This is a genomic window from Rahnella sp. WP5 (genome assembly GCF_000745615.1).
GTDB classification, from domain to species: domain Bacteria; phylum Pseudomonadota; class Gammaproteobacteria; order Enterobacterales; family Enterobacteriaceae; genus Rahnella; species Rahnella aceris.
Map to the genome: position 1 here is coordinate 25,654 of NZ_JQJR01000009.1, position 20,066 is coordinate 45,719.

Sequence of the window (20,066 nt, forward strand, 5' to 3'; positions counted from 1 at the left end):
CCCTAGGTAAACTGATATATCGGGACGGCCTCGCGTTATGCTTTGGCGTTCCCTTCATAGTTTTGTTGACTGAGCCGATGTTCCTTTTGGAACTCTCTCAGCAACACCTCTTGCTCGTCAGTCAGAGCTAGGTTTTCCAGAAGTTCAGGTCTTCTAAGCCAGGTTCGACCCAGCGACTGTTTCAGGCGCCAGCGACGTATATCAGCGTGGTTGCCCGACAGTAAAACTGGCGGTACCTCCATGCCTTCCAACACTTCAGGGCGGGTATAATGGGGACAATCCAACAATCCGTCAGCGAAAGAATCTTCTTCTGCTGAAGCCTGACGACCCAGAACGCCCGGTATAAAGCGGGAAACTGAATCAATCAGAGTCATTGCCGGCAACTCTCCACCGCTAAGAACATAATCGCCAATTGACCATTCTTCATCAATTTCGGTTTTAATTATGCGCTCATCGATCCCTTCATAACGGCCACAAACCAGAATAATTTTCTGATGGGCCGCCAGCTCGCAAACACCGGTTTGATCCAGTTTGCGCCCCTGAGGTGAAAGATAAATCACCTTCACACCTTCGCCTGCCGCTGCTTTTGCTGCATGAATAGCTTCCCGTAAGGGTTGCACCATCATCAGCATCCCGGGACCACCGCCATAAGGGCGCTCATCCACGGTACGATGTCGATCGTATGCGAAGTCACGAGGACTCCAGCAATTTACGCTCAACAGGCCATTCTTAACTGCCCGGCCAGTTACCCCGTAATCCGTAATTGCGCGGAACATTTCAGGAAACAGGCTAATTATACCAATCCACATAGCCTACCCCTTCCAAATGTTTGACCACTCAACCAGACGTTGTTTACATCAGTAAACACTACGGAGGTCAAAAACCAGGATCCCAATCTACTTCAACAGTGCGAGTAGCGAGATCGACTTTCTTGATAACCTGCCCATCGAGGAACGGAATCAACCGCTCCTTGAGTCCGAAGGCATCTTTCAGGTTGGCTTTAACTACCATCACATCGTTAGAACCGGTTTCCATCATATCGATGATTTTGCCCAGTTCGTAACCGGAAGTTGTCACTACCTGGCAACCGAAAAGGTCTTTCCAGTAGTAGTCACCGTCTTCCAGTGGAGGCAGTTGCTTTGAATCGACGACAATTTCGCAATTAGTCAGAAGATTCGCGGCATCCCGATCATCAACGCCTTTGACTTTGATAATCAGGTCCTGAGTGTGGCGTTTCCAGCCTTCCAGCTCGACAACTTGCCACTTACCGGCACGCTGGATAAACCAGGGCTGGTAGTCAAAGATGCTTTCAGCGTCTTCGGTGGATGAAAACACTCTGAGCCAACCACGAATGCCGTACGTTGAACCCATTTTGCCAAGAACTAGCGGCTCAGCGGGTACCACTGGATTGGATTGCTTGCTCATTGCCACCACCGCGACAGATTAAGCCGCTTTCTTAGCGTCTTTGATCAGCGCAGAAACGCGATCAGAAACGGTAGCACCCAGACCAACCCAATGGGCAACACGGTCCAGATCCATACGCAGTGCTTCAGCCTGGCCAGAAGCCAATGGGTTGAAGAAACCTACGCGTTCGATGAAACGACCGTCACGAGCGTTGCGGCTGTCGGTCACTACTACTTGATAAAACGGACGCTTTTTTGCGCCGCCACGTGCTAAACGAATTGTTACCATAACATCCTCTTTAGTTAATAAAACAACCAGACCCCATCGGGGAACGGGGTCTGGTTGCAATATAAAAAGCCCGAAAATTTTACTCATTTTGGCGCAAAAAGCAATCTAAAGCGTAGAAACCTTAGCCACCATTTTGCATGAGCCACCTATATGGCTGATATATAGGCAGTGACGTCGATTAACGGCCAGGGAAACCTGGTGGCATCATACCTTTCATGCCACGCATCATTTTCGCCATGCCGCCACTCTTCATTTTCTTCATCATGCGCTGCATATCGTCGAACTGCTTAAGTAAGCGGTTGACGTCCTGCACCTGCATGCCGGAACCCATCGCGATACGACGCTTACGGGAACCTTTAATAATTTCTGGCTTAGCGCGCTCTTTCAGCGTCATCGAGTTGATGATCGCTTCCATCCGCACCAGCACTTTGTCATCCATCTGGGATTTGACGTTATCCGGCAACTGACCGACACCCGGCAGTTTGCTCATCATACTCGCCATGCCGCCCATATTACGCATTTGCTTGAGCTGCTCGAGAAAATCGGTCAGGTCAAAGCCGTCGCCTTTCTTGAGTTTGCTGGCCAGTTTTTCAGCCTGCGCGCGGTCAACTTTGCTCTCAATATCTTCGATAAGAGAGAGAACGTCGCCCATACCCAGAATACGGGAGGCAATACGATCCGGATGAAACGGCTCCAGCGCATCGGTTTTTTCACCCATACCCAGGAATTTAATCGGCTTGCCGGTGATGTGACGAATCGACAGCGCAGCACCGCCGCGGGCATCACCGTCGACTTTTGTCAGGATCACACCGGTCAGCGACAGGGCCTCATTAAACGCTTTCGCGGTATTCGCGGCATCCTGACCGGTCATAGCATCGACCACAAACAGGGTTTCAACCGGATTAATCGCGGCATGTACCTGTTTGATTTCGTCCATCATCGCTTCGTCGACGTGTAAACGACCGGCGGTATCGACAATCAGCACGTCGTAGAATTTCAGTTTCGCCTGCTGCAGGGCGCGGCTAACGATATCAACCGGCTTCTCCTGTGCATCAGACGGGAAGAAATCCACTTCAACTTGCTGCGCCAGGGTTTCCAGCTGTTTGATCGCCGCAGGGCGATAAACGTCGGCGGACACCACCAGTACTTTTTTCTTTTTCTTTTCTTTCAGGAATTTCGCCAGTTTACCGACGCTGGTTGTTTTACCAGCACCTTGTAAACCCGCCATAAGAACCACGGCCGGAGGCTGCGCCGCTAAGTTAAGCTCGGTGTTAGCCTCGCCCATCGCAGTTTCCAGTTCTTTCTGGACAATTTTGACGAATTCCTGCCCCGGCGTCAGACTCTTATTGACCTCATGGCCAACAGCGCTTTCCTTCACCCGGTTGATGAAGTCGCGTACGACCGGCAGCGCAACATCCGCTTCCAGTAAGGCCATACGCACTTCACGTAATGTCTCTTTGATATTTTCTTCGGTCAGCCGCCCGCGGCCGCTGATATTGCGCAGTGTGCGCGACAATCGATCGCTTAAATTCTCAAACATCGTCTCTTGCTCAACGTAATGACAGGCCGCTTTTGCGACGTAATTGCGGGATTATAACACGAAGCGCGGACGATCTCTGCTTTGGCATCTCAGATAGGTTGGAGCGTGACGCGGGTAACGTTATACTGCGGTTCTCATTCACTTTTCGATGCTACCGAAACGCTATGTCAGTTTTTGCTCTCGTCGCCATGTTGGCCTATCTGCTCAGCCTTGCACTGATTATTCCGAGCATCATCCGGAAGAACAGCGCATACCGGCGTTTAGCACTGATTTCCGTTGTGGTGGCACTTGTTTGCCACGCTGTCGCATTGCAGCAACGTATTTTCGACGTCAGCACCGGCCAGAACCTCAGCCTGGTCAATATCGGCTCGGTGGTCAGTTTAATCATCGGAACGGTGATGACCATCGTAGCCTCGCGCAATCGCGGCTGGTTTGTTTTGCCAATTGTTTACAGCTTTTCGCTGATCAATCTGGCGTTCGTGACGTTTCTTCCTGGCGAATTCATCACGCATCTTGAAGAAAGCAAAGGCTTACTGGTACATATCGGCCTGGCATTATTCTCTTATGCCACGCTGATGATTGCCGCCCTTTACGCGTTGCAACTGGCGTGGCTGGATTATCAGCTAAAGAATAAACGCCTGACGTTTACGGCTGATATGCCGCCGTTAATGAGTATTGAACGCAAACTTTTTCACATCACTCAGATTGGCGTCATTTTACTGACGCTGACGTTGTGCACCGGATTACTTTATCTGAACAACCTGTTCAGCCCAGAGAATATCGACAAGGCTGTCTTATCGATACTGGCATGGTTTGTTTATATCGTTCTGCTGTGGGGCCATTATCACGAAGGCTGGCGTGGCCGTCGCGTGGTATGGTTCAGCATGGCGGGCGCCATCCTGCTTACTCTTGCCTATTTTGGCAGTCGCCTGATCCAGCAAATCATGGTTCATTAATTAAAAGGAATACCCGTTGGAGCACGTCTCAACAACAACCCTGATCATCACATTGATCATCATGGTGGTGGTTTCGGCTTATTTTTCAGCCTCCGAAACCGGTATGATGACACTCAACCGTTACCGGTTACGTCACCTGGCTAAACAGGGTAACCGCGCGGCGCGTCGCGTCGAAAAGCTGTTAAAACGCCCGGACCAGCTGATCAGTCTGGTACTTATCGGTAACAACCTGGTCAACATCCTTGCTTCCGCTCTGGCAACCATTGTGGGCATCCGTCTTTACGGCGATGCCGGTGTAGCGATTGCCACGGGTGTACTGACATTTGTCGTACTGCTGTTTGCAGAAGTGCTGCCTAAAACATTTGCCGCCCTGAATCCTGAACGCATCGCGTTTCCGAGCAGCATTTTGTTGCGTCCGCTGCAAACCATTATGATGCCGCTGGTGTGGATCCTTAACAGTCTCTCGCGTTTGCTGATGAGAATGTTTGGTATCAAAACCACCACAAGCCTCAGTGACGCCGTCAGTAAAGAAGAGCTGCGTTCCATCGTGAACGAGTCACGCTCGAATATCTCGCGCCGGAATCAGGACATGCTGCTTTCCGTGCTTGATCTTGAGAAAGTCTCTGTTGATGACATCATGGTTCCGCGCAATGAAATCGTCGGTATTGATATCAATGACGACTGGAAATCGATTATTCGTCAGCTTACCCACTCACCTCATGGCCGTATTGTGCTTTACCGAGACTCACTCGACGACGCTATTGGGATGCTACGTTTGCGCGAAGCTTATCGCCTGATGACCGAGAAAAAAGAGTTCACCAAAGAAAATCTGCTGCGCGCCGCTGACGAGATTTACTATATTCCGGAGGGCACGCCGCTGAATATTCAGCTGGTAAAATTCCAGCGGAATAAAAAGAAAGTGGGCATCGTGGTTGATGAATACGGTGATATTCAGGGGCTGGTAACGGTTGAGGATATCCTCGAAGAAATCGTCGGTGATTTCACGACGTCGATGTCGCCAACGCTGGCAGAAGAAGTCACGCCGCAAAGTGATGGTTCAGTACTGATCGAAGGCAGCGCGAACGTGCGGGAACTGAATAAAGCCTTTAACTGGCATCTGCCAGCCGAAGAAGCGAGAACTATCAACGGCATGCTGCTGGAAGTGCTGGAAGAGATCCCGACAATCGGTACTAATCTGCGCATTGAGGACTATGAAGTTGAGATCCTGGATGTTCAGGACAACATGATCAAACAGGTGCAGGTCCGTCCGTTACAACCGTTGCAAAGCAGTGTGAATCAGCGCTAATCCTCTGAATTTCAGACATAAAAAAGACGCGAATTTCGCGTCTTTTTTGTCATCAGCACAAACTAAAAACTAGATGTGCAGTTCGGACAATTTCTCTTTTGGCAGAGCCAGATCATCGTTACGGTTCACAACAACATCATGATCGAGAATGTGCTGTGCAATTTCCTGGGCTTCTTTCAGGGAATGCATTTCGTAAGTCCCGCACTGGTATTCATTCAGCTCCGGGATCTGGCGCTGCTCTTTCACTTTCAGAACGTCAGCCATCGCTGCTTTCCAGGAGTCAGCAACCCGTTGCTCTTCCGGCACACCAATCAGGCTCATGTAAAAACCGGTACGGCAACCCATCGGAGAAATATCAATGATTTCAACACCGTTACCGTTCAGATGATTACGCATGAAACCCGCGAACAGGTGTTCGAGCGTGTGGATACCACGTTCCGGCATCACTTCAATATTCGGGCGGCAGAAACGCAGATCGAACACAGTGATCGTGTCCCCGTGCGGGGTTTTCATGGTTTTTGCGACGCGAACAGCAGGTGCTGCCATACGGGTATGGTCTACGGTAAAGCTATCCAACAGTGGCATATCGTCACCTCTCCTAAATAAATTAATTTTTTTTACGAACTCAGGAAACCTTTTCCCAGCATGCGGGTCTTAATTAGTGAAAGACGCGCATTTGTTATCATCATCCCTGTAAACAGAGATGTTTATTTGGCCACATTAATTGTGGCCTTTTTCTTTTCTACTCATTGCTACTGCCTGCATTCGCAGCCAGGTATTCTTCAAAGCTTAGCTTATCACTGGCTTCCAGTGTGCGCTGACGCTGCCATGAACCATCCTGTTCAGCCATCAGAGCGCTTTCATCCAACACTTCCAGCGGTTCACTCACCAGCATCTGACGATATTTTTCTGCCAGTTCCAGCCCGAGGTTACCGACGCCCTGCTGTTTCAGATCCTTGAGGATGCGGGCAGAGTAAGTCAGTTCAGGATCATCAAACGCAGCAACCAGCTCTTTACAAACATCCTGATAGAGATGATCACCGTTTTGGTTATCCATGATCTGAGCCACCCGATTCAGATCAGCAAACAACGCATTGCCAACGCTGGCTAACGGCTGACGTTCATCGTTACACCCGATACCAATCGTCTGGCCTGGTTTACGTCCTTCGAGGATCACACGGTTCCAGTTTTTACGCGTACAAAGCAGCTCATCGCTGTTCATTTCCGGCGCATCCGCTAAAGCACACCATACCAAAAACAGATCCAGGAAACGCGCCTGGGTTGCATCAATCCCCACCGGAGAGAACGGGTTGACGTCCAGCGAGCGGACTTCAATATATTCGATCCCGCTGCGCATCAGCGCATCCGAAGGTGTTTCACCCGATTTGGTGACCCGTTTAGGACGGATTGGCGCATAAAGTTCGTTCTCAATCTGTAACACATTGGTGTTCAGCTGAAGATAGTTCCCGTCTTTTTTCACACCCATTTCCGCATATTCAGCAGACGGTGTGCGGATCGCTTTCTTCACGCCCTGAACGTAGGTGTTCAGATCATTAAAAGTGATGCCCAGATTGCTCTGTGACTTATTGGTATACCCTAAATCACTCAGACGCAGTGATGTCGCATAAGGCAGATAACACAATCCCCCTTCGGTATATTCGAAAGGCAGATCCGTTTCACGTCCTTTGAGGAATGAGGAACAGATTGCAGGCGAAGCCCCAAACAGATACGGGATCACCCAACCGAAACGGTAATAGTTACGGATGAGTTTGAAATAACCTGCAGAGATCGCCTCTTTCCCGCTTTCCGTATCAGTCACGCCCAACCGCTCCTGCCAAAACGTCATCGGCAGCGAGAAATTGTAATGGATGCCGGAAATTACCTGCATCAGCGCGCCATAGCGGTTTTTCAGGCCTTCGCGATAAAGTGTCTTTAAACGCCCGATGTTCGACGAACCATATTGCGCCAGTTCGATATCCTGTCCGGATTCGATAAAGCAGGGCATGCTGAACGGCCACATACGCTCGTCACCAAGCTCACGGGCCACATGACGATGAATGTCACGGAGAAACGCCATCAGATGTTCAATATTGTCATCGACGGGCGTAATAAATTCTAATAAGGCTTCAGCAAAATCGGTGGTGATCCAGCGATGCGTCAGAGCCGCACCTAAAGATTCCGGGTGGCCCGTAGTCGCTAATGAACCGTCAGGATTAACCCGAAGCGTTTCACGCTCGATACCACGACGAATACCTTTTAATGCCTGAGGGTGGGCTTCCAGCCAGGAAAGCGCCTGAGATACATCCGGGATCAAATTGACCTCCCGTTTGGTGAAACCATTAATTTGCAAGCATACTGAATCTGCATAGATGTGACCATAATTGATAGCTGATGCCAATCTAACCGAACCATGAGAGCCCCTCCAGCGTTACAAAAGTCAAAAGGATGTAACGCACTGCTTTTCCGATAAACATGAAAAAGACGACAGGACCCCACGGCATTCGCAGCCAACCTGCTAATACGCATAACACATCACCAATCACCGGCAACCAGCTCAGCAATAACGCCGCAGGTCCGAAGCGCTTCAGCCAGCCCTGTGCAACATTGAGTCCACGTTGAGGCTTAAGCTGCGGCAAAAAGCGTCCGATGATGACGTTGGTTATGCCACCTAAGGTATTGCCAACTGATGCAGACAAAACCAGTGCCGCTGGCATTGCGCTGCCAGCTGACAATAAAGCCACTAATAAGACTTCTGAATTTCCAGGCAATAATGTGGCACTTAAAAAGCTGCTGCCGAATAAGGAAGCCAGCGCCAGGGAGCTGCTCACAGCGTACGCACGTCCACAAAATCCATATTGGCGCGTTTTGCTGCCTCAATACCGAAATCTGCATCTTCAAAGACGACACATTTTTCAGGAGGCACGCCAATCAGCTCCGCACAACGCAAAAAAGTGTCCGGTGCAGGTTTGTGATTCTTCACGTCATTGGCCCCCACAATCACATCAAAGCAATCGCGCAACCCTAAATGCCGTAAGAGTGCATCCGCCATCCAGTGCTCACTTCCTGTTCCTACCGCCATTGGACGCCGGCCATGATAAGCCTTCACGACATCAATCAGCGGCAGAGGACGTACGGTATCGAGCAACATTTCCTGCACGGCAGCCGTTTTCTCAGCAGCAAGAAGATGGGGGTCCATCTCAACATTATTACTGTCTATAACAAACTTGGCGATGCGCCAGGTTGGAGAGCCATTCAGAGCGACCATGGAGTCGACATCATACCGCATGCTGTATTTGGTCAAGACCTGATGCCATGCCTTACGGTGCGTAGGTTCGGTATCCAATATGGTGCCATCCATATCAAATATTAGCCCTTCGTATCGATCGTACATCGGATGCTCCATGATCACGAAAAAACAGGAAAACTACTTTATCGCAAAGTCTTTAGAAAGTCGCATTTTGTCCACGCGCACAGCACATCAGAACACGTCAGAAAGATCAGGAAAATGAAAAAGAAGAGTGAGATACAGACGTGAAATCCAGAAAACAAAAAACCCGCCGAAGCGGGTTTTCTAATGCTGAAAGACAAAAATCGCTTCAACATACACAAAATATGGTGCACCCAGGAAGATGACTCGGCTAGGCCTCGCCCTGCGGGCCGTTGCTAAAGCAACGTTATCTTCCTTCTTGCTACCTTCATGCCGGAGGACCCTATACGAAAGTCGTCGCTCAAACACGTTTAGAATATGGTGCACCCAGGAAGATTCGAACTTCCGACCGCTCGGTTCGTAGCCGAGTACTCTATCCAGCTGAGCTATGGGTGCATTGGGTTACTACAGATTTTATTTCGGAAATTGCTAAAAGAATGGTGCACCCAGGAAGATTCGAACTTCCGACCGCTCGGTTCGTAGCCGAGTACTCTATCCAGCTGAGCTATGGGTGCATTTTGATTCTTACTGCAGATTTACCTGACCATTTTACCGTACTGCATCAGCTTTCGCTTTTGCCCTTCACGCTCATTTGATTGCAAATCAACATACATTCAGGAAAGTATGGTGCACCCAGGAAGATTCGAACTTCCGACCGCTCGGTTCGTAGCCGAGTACTCTATCCAGCTGAGCTATGGGTGCATTTTAAATGGCGGTGAGGCGGGGATTCGAACCCCGGATGCAGCTTTTGACCGCATACTCCCTTAGCAGGGGAGCGCCTTCAGCCTCTCGGCCACCTCACCATACGCCTCTTGCGAGTGTGCTGACTAACTTTGTTCAAGCTCATCGGCACTGCGTGGCGCACATATTACTTTCTGGCCCTTATAAGTCAAACCCTTTTTTCCTAACAATCACCCGTTTGGACATTTCACGCGCAACCTGCGCAGTTTGAACACAATAACAGGCCGCGAACGCGTAAAAAACGCCTTCATTTTTAGAAAAAGACAATTCAGGAGATAAGACACAGGAAGAAATTAAAAACTAAAACGCAGGAAAACGAGGGAAGAATAAGGGATAACACACACAAAAGAGGTTCAGCGCCTCGCCATTAGCGAGACGCCTCGTAAATCAGTAACTCGTCTGCTGTGACTTTTCAGCCTGAATACGCTGATAAATCTCTTCACGGTGAACAGAGACCTCTTTCGGCGCATTCACACCAATGCGCACCTGATTACCTTTAACACCTAATACGGTAACAGTAACCTCATCGCCAATCATGAGGGTTTCACCAACTCGGCGAGTTAGAATAAGCATTCTTTGCTCCTTGAATAATTAAAAGAGTCGGGTCTCTCAGTTTCCCGGCCATTATCGATCATAAGCGGGTAAAACGTAAGCCATGACCCCTACATAAAATGTAAGCAGCCTGCAACTTCAGCCATGAGTACTTTAAGTTTAGCCGATATCGTCATTGTCGCGACTTTAATCGCGAAGCTTACATTGCCATTAAGACTGAAAACGCCATACAGCACAATACATTATGACGTTTTCATGGTTAGCTATTTATTTCTTATTACAGCTTAGCTTCAACCCAGGCTTCAACAGTCGCCAGCGCGGCAGGCAATGCCTGTACATCGCTGCCGCCAGCCTGCGCCATATCAGGACGACCACCACCTTTGCCACCGACCTGCTGTGCCACAGAAGCAATCAGCTCACCGGCTTTAACACGATCGGTCAGATCCTTTGTGACACCTGCAATCAGGCTGACTTTGTCATCGGCAATGGTTGCCAGGACAATAATCACTGATCCTAACTGATTTTTCAGGTCATCAACCATTGTACGCAGCATTTTAGGCTCTACGTTATCCAATTGACGAACCAACAGTTTAACGCCTTTCACTTCTTTCGCCTGGCTGGACAGTGATGCACTTTCCTGCGCGGCTTGCTGACCTTTCACCTGCTGAAGTTCTTTTTCCAGCGTACGTGAACGCTCAACCAAAGAACGAATTTTATCGGTGATGCTGCTCACATCCCCTTTAACCAGATGCGCGACATCCTGCAGCAAATCACTTTGCTGATGCAGGGCATTAATCGCGTTTTCACCGGTGATCCCTTCAATACGACGAACACCTGCTGCAGTACCGGATTCACTCTGAATACGGAACAGGCCGATATCGCCGGTACGACTGGCGTGCGTACCGCCACACAATTCGGTAGAGAAATCGCCCATGCTCAGCACACGAACGCTGTCTTCGTATTTCTCACCAAACAGCGCCATTGCACCTTTTTCTTTCGCTTCGTCCAGATCCATGATGGTGGTCTGAATCGGCAAGTTGCGACGAATTTGGGCATTCACCAGATCTTCTACCTGGCGAATTTCCTCTGGTTTCATTGCTTCAAAATGTGAGAAGTCGAAACGCAGATAGTTGTCGTTAACCAGAGATCCTTTCTGAGCCACGTGCTTTCCCAGCACCTGACGCAGCGCGGCATGCAGCAAGTGCGTTGCCGAGTGGTTCAGACGGATGCGGTCACGGCGGGCGACATCAACTTCTGCTTCGACGCTGTCGCCGATACTCAGTTTACCTGCGCTCAGTGCGCCCTGATGACCGATCGCTTTTCCATATTTCTGGGTATCAGAAACAGAGAATACGCCAGTAGTCGTTTTCAGAATGCCTTTATCGCCAACCTGTCCACCAGATTCACCGTAGAACGGCGTGTCATCCAGAACCACGATAGCATTAACGCCAGCCTGAATATCATTCACTGGCTGCCCATCGACAAACAGCGCCACGACTTTGGAATGGCGCTGCAAATGTTCGTAGCCTGAGAACTGAGTCACGCCGTCAACACGCACCATGCTGTTGTAGTCCGCGCTGAAACCGCTGGACTCACGTGCACGGCGACGTTGAACATCCATCGCTTTTTCGAAACCGGCTTCATCCACTTTCAGATTACGTTCACGGCAAACGTCAGCAGTCAGATCCAGCGGGAAACCAAAGGTGTCGTACAGACGGAAAGCAATTTCGCCGTCCAGAGTGTCGCCTTTCAGAGCGGACAATTCTTCGTCCAGCAACGCCAGTCCGCGCTCCAGAGTACGGGCAAACTGTTCTTCTTCGGTTTTCAGCAGTTGCTCAACCATCGCCTGCTGTTCTTTCAGTTCTGTCGCAGCCGGCCCCATCACTTCAATCAGCGGAGCAACCAGTTTGTAGAAGAACGTGTCTTTCGCGCCCAGTATGTTGCCGTGACGGATAGCACGGCGAATGATACGGCGCAACACATAGCCACGGTTTTCATTCGACGGGATAACGCCATCTGCAATCAGGAATGCGCATGAACGGATATGGTCAGCAATAACGCGCAGGGATTTGTTGCTCAAATCGGTCGCGCCAGTGACTTCTGCCACCGCAGCGATCAGTTTCTGGAACAAGTCGATGTCGTAGTTTGAGTTCACATGTTGCATAACCGCAGTGATACGCTCAAGCCCCATCCCGGTATCTACGGATGGTTTTGGCAGTGGCAGCATGGTGCCGTCAGCCTGACGGTTGAACTGCATGAACACCAGGTTCCAGATCTCGATATAACGGTCGCCATCTTCTTCAGCAGAACCCGGAGGACCGCCCCAGATGTGATCGCCATGATCATAGAAAATCTCGGTACAAGGGCCGCAAGGGCCGGTATCGCCCATCTGCCAGAAGTTATCAGAAGCAAATGCGCCGCCTTTATTATCGCCAATGCGGATAATACGTTCTTTTGGAACGCCGACTTCTTTTTCCCAGATTTCGAAGGCTTCGTCATCAGTCTCATAGACGGTGACCCACAACTTCTCTTTCGGCAGATTAAACCAGTTTTCGCCGGTCAGTAGTTCCCAGGCGTAGTTGATGGCATCGTGTTTGAAGTAATCACCGAAGCTGAAGTTACCCAGCATTTCAAAGAAGGTGTGGTGACGTGCAGTATAACCGACGTTTTCGAGGTCATTGTGCTTACCACCTGCACGGACGCAACGCTGAGATGTGGTGGCGCGGTTGTAATCACGCTTATCCAGACCGAGGAAAACATCTTTAAATTGGTTCATCCCGGCATTGGTAAACAACAGTGTCGGATCGTTTGTCGGGACAAGCGAACTGCTTGAAACAATGTTGTGTCCCTTACTATGGAAGAAATCGAGAAACGCTTGACGGATCTCAGCGGTGCTCTTGCTCATAAATGTCCCGGAATCATGCTGGAAGAACGGCTCTTGAGCCGGATAACGCTGCATATGGCAGCAATCTGTTCAGCTCACGAACGAAAAAGTGCGGATAAGATAAAATTTCTGCGCGGGGAAGTAAAATACCGTATGCGGTCAATCGTCAAAATCGCGATAAATAGACTGTATTTCTTCCTGAAAGAAGCCCCGGTAGAGCAAATAACGCAGAACTTTTGATTTTTCTTTCCAGTCAGTCGGTAAATTTTCACCAAATTTCCTGACGGCCAAATCCCGTGCCAGAACGCACCAGTCTACCTCAGTGTTTTCCAGCGCCACTGTAATGATTTCTTTATCGACACCTTTTTGCAGTAATTCCGAACGGATGCGCTGCGCACCGTAACCTTTGTTACTGCGACCGGAAATATAACGGCTGGCAAATTTGGCATCATCGAGCCAGTGATGCTGATAGCAGTAGTCAATCACCGCCTGCACATGTTCTTCCGCAATTTCTTCTGGCACTGGCCGCGGCTGAGGTTTAGCTCTCACCACCTCTTCGTCAACAAACGCATTTTGCTCCGCTTTTTTACGTGATGACCAGCTGTTTTTCTTATTCTGAGGTTTAACAAAAGGCATCGGTGGAATAAGCAACTTGCGGCGCAACTCGGTTTCGCCGTGATCACGCTGAGAAAGCAGGCGCATAGCGCGGTTAATCAGCGTGTTGATTTTCGCTGCATCACCGTCTTTTTTCTGCGGCTCAAACAGCGTGGACTCACTGTTTTGCGCAACGTCTTCCAGCAATTTTTTCAGGTCGACGATTTTTTCATTAAGTATTTTTTCATCGGGCATAAGATTTCCCCCTGATATGCAAAATGCCAGTCTGGAAACCAGACTGGCATTTTAACGACTGTTGAAAGTAGCGGACAAAGTCCCCTGCCCTTCAAATGTCTTTGTCAGACAACCGCGAAATTAAAACTCTTCGCTGGTTTCCATGTTGTCGTCAGCGTCTTCAGCAGTAGTCGCAACGCTCAATTCACCGGTGCCGCTCAGTAGCATATCACGCAGTTTTTTGTCCAGTTCAGCAGCAACTTTCGGGTTTTCTTTGAGGTAGTTACAAGAGTTCGCTTTACCCTGACCAATCTTCTCGCCGTTGTAACTGTACCATGCACCCGCTTTCTCGATCAGTTTGTGCTTAACGCCCAGGTCGATCAGTTCGCCGTTGATGTTGATACCTTCGCCGTACAGGATCTGGAATTCAGCTTGTTTAAATGGTGCGGCGATTTTGTTCTTCACGACTTTCACACGTGTTTCACTACCGACAACCACATCACCTTCTTTGATAGCGCCGATACGACGGATATCCAGACGTACAGAGGCATAGAATTTCAGGGCGTTACCGCCGGTGGTGGTTTCCGGGTTACCGAACATCACACCGATTTTCATACGGATCTGGTTGATGAAGATCAGCAGGGTATTGGCGTTTTTCAGGTTACCCGCAAGCTTACGCATCGCCTGGCTCATCATACGAGCTGCGAGGCCCATGTGAGAGTCACCAATTTCGCCTTCGATTTCAGCTTTTGGCGTCAGTGCGGCAACGGAGTCAACGATGATAACGTCAACGGCGCCTGAACGGGTCAGCGCATCACAGATTTCCAGAGCCTGTTCACCGGTATCTGGCTGAGAACACAGCAGGTTATCGATATCGACGCCCAGTTTTTTAGCGTAGATAGGGTCCAGCGCGTGTTCTGCATCGATGAACGCACAGGTTTTGCCTTCACGCTGTGCAGCAGCGATAACCTGCAGAGTCAGCGTGGTTTTACCGGAGGATTCCGGACCATAAATTTCAACGATACGGCCCATTGGCAAGCCGCCAGCACCTAACGCGATATCCAAAGACAAAGAGCCGGTAGAGATCGTTTCGACGTCCATGGAGCGATCTTCACCCAGACGCATGATGGAGCCTTTACCGAATTGCTTTTCAATCTGGCCCAGTGCTGCAGCTAACGCTTTTTGCTTGTTCTCATCAATAGCCATTTTTACTCCTCGTCTGATACAGGGGAACATCCCGCCTGCATCACTGAATATAATTTATGTACAGGTAATTGGCAGTAATTATACTGTATGCTCATACAGTATCAAGCCTAATTTTTAATAAACTCACGCAATGCAGTTTGTAACGAAAAAACAGCAGCTTGCAAACGCACTGCTTCGCGATCGCCGGAAAACTGCTGTTTCGCGGTCAGAACCCGTCCGTCTTTTCCGGCAAATCCAAACCAGACAGTGCCGACAGGTTTTTCTGCAGAACCTCCGTCAGGGCCGGCGATACCGCTGACCGAAACCGCCACATCAGCACCCGCCGCATGTAACACGCCCAGTGCCATTTCATGCACCACCTGCTCACTCACTGCGCCATATTGCTCAAGCGTGCTTTCAGAAACGCCCAGCAATTCATGCTTGGCCGCGTTACTGTAAGTGACAAATCCGCGGTCAAACCAGGCGGAGCTTCCGGCAATATCGGTAATCGCTTTGGCAATCAGGCCACCGGTACAGGATTCCGCACAGGTTACCCACCATCCCTTCGCTTTCAGCGCCGCCCCGATTTCCACACTCAGTTCATGTAAACGTTTTTCGCTCATACTCCCTCCTGGCGGGTCATCTGAAACTGACCCGATGTTAGCATTTCTCTTCCGGTCTGTGAGTCCCGTCGAAGCGTTTTGCGCGATGTATTCAGAATTGGAATAAAAAGAAAAAGAAGGGCCACAATCTGCGGCCCTCATGAAAGATTAACTCACCGGCGTTAGCGCGCGGCTTTCACCGCTTCACCCAGTTGCCATACCGCCATCGCATAATGCACGCTGTGGTTGTAGCGGGTGATGGTGTAGAAATTCGGCAATCCGTACCAGTACTGGTAATTAGTGCCCATATCAAGGCGCAGCAAGCTGGCTTCCTGATAATTGCCCAGTGAACCCAGCGGGCTAAGCCCCGCTGCTTTGAGCGTATACAGCGGATACTTGGTTTTGAAGCCATTCTCCAGCAGAGGCGCCTGGCCTGCTGCCGGCACCGCAATCGGTGCGCCTTTCGTCCAGCCGTGTGCCTTGAAATAATTGGCGACACTGCCGATGGCATCAATCGGATCCCACAGGTTGGCATGACCATCACCGTTAAAGTCTACGGCGTAGTCCTTATAAGAGGATGGCATAAACTGGCCGTAGCCCATCGCGCCCGCAAAGGAACCACGTAAACTCAGCGGATCATCGCCTTCACGGCGGGACATCAGCAGGAAGGTTTCCAGCTCGCCGGAGAAATATTCTGCCCGGCGCGGATAAGCAAAGGATAAGGTCGCCAGCGCATCGATTATGCGGGTTTTACCCATTACGCGTCCCCAGCGGGTTTCCACACCGATAATCCCGACAATGATTTCCGGCGGCACGCCGTAAACCTGTTCCGCACGCTGTAACGCATCCTGATACTGATTCCAGAACACTACGCCGTTTTGCACGTTATCCGGCGTAATGAATTTGCTGCGATAGCGGTTCCATGCGCCATTCGGCACGGTAGATGGCGGGCCAGATGGCGCCTGCTGATCCATCAGTCGTAATACAAATCCCAGACGTTTGGTTTGCGACAGGACATCATGCAATTGCTGACGGTCAAATCCGTGCTCGCGCACCATTTTGTCAACAAACTGGTTCATGGCCGGATCATAGGCGAAATCACCGGTCTGGACGGCACCGGTGTGCTCAGCCTGCAGCAGAAAACCACCAGCGGGAACCGTATTCGCGCTGGCATTTCTTCCATCGGAAAAAGGATTTCGCGGGCCTTCAGGTTGAGGTGCGGGCTTATTACTGCTACATGCAGAAAGTGTAAGAACCAGGGGAAGAATGACTGCCAGGTGGCGCATCGGATATCCGTAACCATGCAATAAAAGAGGTGCGGATATGGTAGAGCATTATTAAAGCCGAAAAAACTGAAAATCATCGTCTTTACAAGGTACAAAAATTCTAAGTGACGGGCCCGCTGTAACGGACCCGCACGTGTTAAAAATACTGCGTAATTATTTCACCGACGGCGTCTTGGAACGCCACTGGCTGCCTGATTTAAGCGTACTGCTTTCCTCAAATTTCACCGGATTATCACGATAAGCTTTCAGCTTGTTGCGCATCCAGCTGCTGGCATCACCCACGCCGCTGATCACCCCGGTCGTCGCTCCGCCGCCCAGGTGGACATGGAAAATACCGCGTGACGGGAAATCCAGATACTTAGGTGTGGAAAGATCCCATGAATGCCGGGAGAACAGTTCCCGGGTGTCGTGGCCCATCATTGAGGCATAAGCGGCATCGAATTTCAGCGGCAGAAGGCGTTCATGGATGGCATCCACCGAGGCACCAATTTCGGAATGCCCCATCAGGTAGCTGCCGCCGCTGCCCCAGTTCTGGGTGTTGAAATCAGCATTAACCTCATCTGCGGAAGTTGGCAGATGGCTGGCCGGGATCTGCCATGGCAGAACCGGTTGACGCAGGTGGCGACTTAAGGATGCGCAGAAATCGAACGTACGCTCCCATTCGTATGGCGAATAACAATAACCATTGGCATATGAACGGATAGTGAAGTCATCAGCCTCATAACGGTCAGCGGCCATAAAATCAGCGCCCTTCGCCACGTCAGGAGAACCGTCTGCACGGATATATTCGATGTCATCAAACACGCCGACCAGCAATGCATATTGCGCCGTCAGTCTGCCCGCAGTGAACGGATCAACCGTCATTTTTTTATGTTGCCCGTCAGCGGCATCAAAAACATCATCGTAGACGAAATCTTTATAAATCCACTGCGAACCTGCCACTCCCCACAGGTTGACCTGCCAGCCGAGTACGACGTCTGGCGCAACCACGCGCGTCAGCCAGTTTACCGCCCGGATATAGCCTTTCAGGGTATTGGTGATGCCTGCCGGAACCTGCACATTCACATTGTGGTGGGCAAGTGCTTCGCTCAGAGGCTGACGAACCGGAATTTCATACGTTGGCAGGAAACCGTATTTCTGGCATTCGCCGAGATAATCCGGATTCACAATATACCCGGCTGGTACCGGATGTTCCGCATCCTGCTGGGATTGCGCCATTTGCAACGACTGAATAAAGTTGGCGAAGCTGAATTTATGGCGTACCGGATCAGCAATAATATTCGGCACATCACCCAATGATAAGTTACAGGTGTAAGACACCATCAGCGGCAACACGGGTTCATTCAGTTTGGCGGAGACGTCCCGTGCCATTTTAATAATTTGCAGCGTCGGTTCTTTAGACGGTGACAGATAATCGCCCGCATCGCCCATGCCGTCATCACCGGAATATTTGAAAATTGAAGACACACGCGCCGCGGCAAAATCATCCACGTTAGTCGGCACCATATTGGCGCAGGCACCAAAGGTGAGGAACTCAGGGAAACCTTTCACGTGCAGATTCGCCCCTTTGACAATCGTCACATTCAGCTGTGCCGGTGCATTCGCGCTGACCAGTAACGGCTGAGGGCTGACATCCACGTAATGTACGATGCCGTTGTGAATAAAGGTTCCCGAGACCACGGTATAAGAACCCGGCACAACCAGAACTGGCTGCTCAATGCTGCCATTTTGCGCGGCAATCGCATCGAAGCGGTACTGACGAGGTGTGGCGGAATTGTCTGTCAGTCGCAGGGAAATGGATTTACTGACCGCGCTTTCCGCTTTCACACTGACCGTCAGCTTCGCAGCATTTGGCTGTGAATCACCACGCTGGCTGACCTGCGCCTGAGTGAAGTTAATGCTGTGATACTGGCCGTCGAACTGACCGTCGTAATCATCAAACAGATAATGAATATTGTTCAGACGTAAATCGGCAATACGGATTTCAAAGCGGCCGGTAGCAGGTAAATGTTCCAGACGATATTGCTGGCCGGAGCGTACCGGCAGGCTCAGTTTATCTGTGCCGTTCTCGCTGCAAATCAGCGTCAGCTCTTCATCGCGCAAACCGGCAATGCCTGAGAAATTCAATGCAACATCAATGGTCGTACTGCGATCCACAGCGCCGAAAGTGACGGCCAGCGAGGTGGTACGGCCTTTATCAATGGTGATTTCTGTCTGTCCGAGATTGACAGGCACGCGGACAGTACCGTCTTCCGTGCTTAATTCTGCTGCAAAGACACTGTAATTCCCCGCATTGACGGAAAATTTAGAGACGTGACCAAACTCTGGCAAAACGCGCAATGTTTTATCGCCGCGCACCAGACGCAGTTCGAGTGCGGCATTTGTCAGCCCGGCAGGCAACGGCGGACAACTGACCGACAATTCACCGGTAACACCCGGTTCTTCATCAGCGGCCAGCGCAAAGGTTTCGCGGAAATCAGACCAGGCAGGCGAATCCGCAGAGGAGACGTTCAGCCCCATATGAATTTTCTGAATGGCATCGCCCACAGGCTGTCCATCGGTCGGCTCAATCGTCACTTTGACATCAAAAATCCCGCCGCCAACTTCCGTGGATTCCACTTTCGTGCCGAGCGGTTTCCACGGATTGGTTTCGACATTAATATCACCGGCAGTTATTTTTCCGGGTGCTGAAAATACGATCACTAACTTTTCTTTAATATCAACCGCGCCGCCAGACGTTGATTTAATCTCATTCAAATCGAGAGTGGGATACCAGGCATCGTTGATCATGTTTAATTTAAATTGCAATTGCATAATACTTCTCCGCAAAGATGGATAAATAGCGTGGAAAATCCCGTATTAATAAGGTCATCCGGGAACAGCCATCACCCTAGCAGAGGAGTAAAACATTCATATCCACACTTAATTCATTTTATATACTTATTATTAATAATATTACGAACAACTAACCCATTAATATAACGGCACGTTTTTTATTATTATCACCCCCTTATTATTATTCTCAAAAAAATAAAAACTCTATTATTACGCCCGTTGCAACATGTTC

Annotated in this window: 17 protein-coding genes and 4 tRNA genes; 2 read left to right on the plus strand and 19 right to left on the minus strand. The window is 50.1% G+C overall.

Features of this window, described 5'->3' with window-relative positions; all coding sequences use genetic code 11:
- Positions 1-35 precede the first annotated feature (35 nt).
- The 4 genes from trmD to ffh all read right to left on the minus strand — a co-directional run bounded on the left by trmD (position 36) and on the right by ffh (position 3,232).
- Positions 36-809: a tRNA (guanosine(37)-N1)-methyltransferase TrmD gene (gene trmD, locus EX31_RS07715; RefSeq protein WP_013574037.1), complete on the minus strand. Its 774-nt coding sequence runs from the start codon at positions 807-809 to the stop codon at positions 36-38.
- Between the two features lie 67 nt (positions 810-876).
- On the minus strand, positions 877-1,425 hold the full coding sequence (gene rimM, locus EX31_RS07720) for a ribosome maturation factor RimM (RefSeq protein ID WP_013574036.1): 549 nt from the start codon (positions 1,423-1,425) through the stop codon (positions 877-879).
- 18 nt (positions 1,426-1,443) lie between these two features.
- Positions 1,444-1,692, minus strand: a complete 249-nt coding sequence (gene rpsP, locus EX31_RS07725) for a 30S ribosomal protein S16 (protein WP_015689395.1) — start codon at positions 1,690-1,692, stop codon at positions 1,444-1,446.
- A 178-nt stretch (positions 1,693-1,870) separates the two neighbouring features.
- Positions 1,871-3,232, minus strand: coding sequence for a signal recognition particle protein (ffh, locus tag EX31_RS07730; protein WP_037034140.1), 1,362 nt, complete (start codon positions 3,230-3,232; stop codon positions 1,871-1,873).
- Between the two features lie 164 nt (positions 3,233-3,396).
- Here ffh and EX31_RS07735 point away from each other — a divergent pair, with 164 nt between their 5' ends.
- Positions 3,397-4,188: a cytochrome C assembly family protein gene (locus EX31_RS07735; RefSeq protein WP_013574033.1), complete on the plus strand. Its 792-nt coding sequence runs from the start codon at positions 3,397-3,399 to the stop codon at positions 4,186-4,188.
- 16 nt (positions 4,189-4,204) lie between these two features.
- Positions 4,205-5,494, plus strand: a complete 1,290-nt coding sequence (locus EX31_RS07740; protein WP_013574032.1) for an HlyC/CorC family transporter — start codon at positions 4,205-4,207, stop codon at positions 5,492-5,494.
- 69 nt (positions 5,495-5,563) lie between these two features.
- Here the strand turns inward: EX31_RS07740 and luxS are convergent, their stop codons facing one another.
- From luxS to EX31_RS07815, 15 genes are all read right to left on the minus strand, one after another.
- Positions 5,564-6,079, minus strand: a complete 516-nt coding sequence (luxS, locus tag EX31_RS07745; RefSeq protein ID WP_037034141.1) for an S-ribosylhomocysteine lyase — start codon at positions 6,077-6,079, stop codon at positions 5,564-5,566.
- Between the two features lie 157 nt (positions 6,080-6,236).
- Complete coding sequence (gene gshA, locus EX31_RS07750; protein WP_037034319.1) at positions 6,237-7,808, minus strand: glutamate--cysteine ligase; 1,572 nt, start codon at positions 7,806-7,808, stop codon at positions 6,237-6,239.
- Positions 7,809-7,893: 85 nt separating this feature from the next.
- Positions 7,894-8,322 carry a YqaA family protein gene (locus tag EX31_RS07755; protein ID WP_037034142.1) on the minus strand — a complete coding sequence of 143 codons (429 nt, stop codon included), beginning with the start codon at positions 8,320-8,322 and terminating at the stop codon, positions 7,894-7,896.
- The gene (gene yqaB / locus EX31_RS07760) at positions 8,319-8,885 is read right to left on the minus strand and encodes a fructose-1-phosphate/6-phosphogluconate phosphatase (protein ID WP_037034143.1); all 567 of its coding nucleotides are present in this window, start codon (positions 8,883-8,885) and stop codon (positions 8,319-8,321) included. Before yqaB ends, EX31_RS07755 begins: the two co-directional genes overlap by 4 nt.
- 355 nt (positions 8,886-9,240) lie before the next feature.
- A tRNA-Arg gene (locus EX31_RS07765) sits at positions 9,241-9,317 on the minus strand.
- A 42-nt stretch (positions 9,318-9,359) separates the two neighbouring features.
- Positions 9,360-9,436: transfer RNA gene (locus EX31_RS07770), tRNA-Arg, on the minus strand.
- A 110-nt stretch (positions 9,437-9,546) separates the two neighbouring features.
- Positions 9,547-9,623: transfer RNA gene (locus tag EX31_RS07775), tRNA-Arg, on the minus strand.
- Positions 9,624-9,631: 8 nt separating this feature from the next.
- Positions 9,632-9,724 (minus strand) — tRNA-Ser (locus EX31_RS07780).
- A gap of 325 nt (positions 9,725-10,049) precedes the next feature.
- Positions 10,050-10,235 (minus strand): carbon storage regulator CsrA, encoded by a 186-nt coding sequence (gene csrA, locus EX31_RS07785; protein ID WP_013574027.1) that lies wholly within the window; start codon positions 10,233-10,235, stop codon positions 10,050-10,052.
- Between the two features lie 256 nt (positions 10,236-10,491).
- Positions 10,492-13,119, minus strand: a complete 2,628-nt coding sequence (alaS, locus tag EX31_RS07790; protein WP_037034321.1) for an alanine--tRNA ligase — start codon at positions 13,117-13,119, stop codon at positions 10,492-10,494.
- 138 nt (positions 13,120-13,257) lie between these two features.
- Complete coding sequence (gene recX / locus EX31_RS07795) at positions 13,258-13,896, minus strand: recombination regulator RecX (protein WP_369794780.1); 639 nt, start codon at positions 13,894-13,896, stop codon at positions 13,258-13,260.
- Positions 13,897-14,067: 171 nt separating this feature from the next.
- A complete protein-coding gene (recA, locus tag EX31_RS07800; RefSeq protein ID WP_013574024.1) occupies positions 14,068-15,132 on the minus strand; it encodes a recombinase RecA in 1,065 nt (354 codons plus the stop codon).
- A gap of 107 nt (positions 15,133-15,239) precedes the next feature.
- Positions 15,240-15,734 carry a nicotinamide-nucleotide amidase gene (pncC, locus tag EX31_RS07805; RefSeq protein ID WP_013574023.1) on the minus strand — a complete coding sequence of 165 codons (495 nt, stop codon included), beginning with the start codon at positions 15,732-15,734 and terminating at the stop codon, positions 15,240-15,242.
- Positions 15,735-15,895: 161 nt separating this feature from the next.
- Complete coding sequence (gene mltB / locus EX31_RS07810; RefSeq protein WP_013574022.1) at positions 15,896-16,999, minus strand: lytic murein transglycosylase B; 1,104 nt, start codon at positions 16,997-16,999, stop codon at positions 15,896-15,898.
- Positions 17,000-17,152: 153 nt separating this feature from the next.
- Entirely contained in the window at positions 17,153-19,813 is a 2,661-nt protein-coding gene (locus EX31_RS07815) for a hypothetical protein (protein WP_013574021.1), read from the minus strand.
- Between the last annotated feature and the right edge of the window lie 253 nt (positions 19,814-20,066).

What these genes read in the sequence shown, in the direction of transcription:
- trmD (WP_013574037.1), bottom strand. Translation starts at nt 809, where the DNA reads ATGTGGATTGGTATAATTAGCCTGTTTCCTGAAATGTTCCGCGCAATT.
- rimM (WP_013574036.1), bottom strand. Translation starts at nt 1,425, where the DNA reads ATGAGCAAGCAATCCAATCCAGTGGTACCCGCTGAGCCGCTAGTTCTT.
- rpsP (WP_015689395.1), bottom strand. Translation starts at nt 1,692, where the DNA reads ATGGTAACAATTCGTTTAGCACGTGGCGGCGCAAAAAAGCGTCCGTTT.
- ffh (WP_037034140.1), bottom strand. Translation starts at nt 3,232, where the DNA reads ATGTTTGAGAATTTAAGCGATCGATTGTCGCGCACACTGCGCAATATC.
- EX31_RS07735 (WP_013574033.1), top strand. Translation starts at nt 3,397, where the DNA reads ATGTCAGTTTTTGCTCTCGTCGCCATGTTGGCCTATCTGCTCAGCCTT.
- luxS (WP_037034141.1), bottom strand. Translation starts at nt 6,079, where the DNA reads ATGCCACTGTTGGATAGCTTTACCGTAGACCATACCCGTATGGCAGCA.
- yqaB (WP_037034143.1), bottom strand. Translation starts at nt 8,885, where the DNA reads ATGTACGATCGATACGAAGGGCTAATATTTGATATGGATGGCACCATA.
- csrA (WP_013574027.1), bottom strand. Translation starts at nt 10,235, where the DNA reads ATGCTTATTCTAACTCGCCGAGTTGGTGAAACCCTCATGATTGGCGAT.
- alaS (WP_037034321.1), bottom strand. Translation starts at nt 13,119, where the DNA reads ATGAGCAAGAGCACCGCTGAGATCCGTCAAGCGTTTCTCGATTTCTTC.
- recA (WP_013574024.1), bottom strand. Translation starts at nt 15,132, where the DNA reads ATGGCTATTGATGAGAACAAGCAAAAAGCGTTAGCTGCAGCACTGGGC.
- pncC (WP_013574023.1), bottom strand. Translation starts at nt 15,734, where the DNA reads ATGAGCGAAAAACGTTTACATGAACTGAGTGTGGAAATCGGGGCGGCG.
- mltB (WP_013574022.1), bottom strand. Translation starts at nt 16,999, where the DNA reads ATGCGCCACCTGGCAGTCATTCTTCCCCTGGTTCTTACACTTTCTGCA.
- EX31_RS07815 (WP_013574021.1), bottom strand. Translation starts at nt 19,813, where the DNA reads ATGCAATTGCAATTTAAATTAAACATGATCAACGATGCCTGGTATCCC.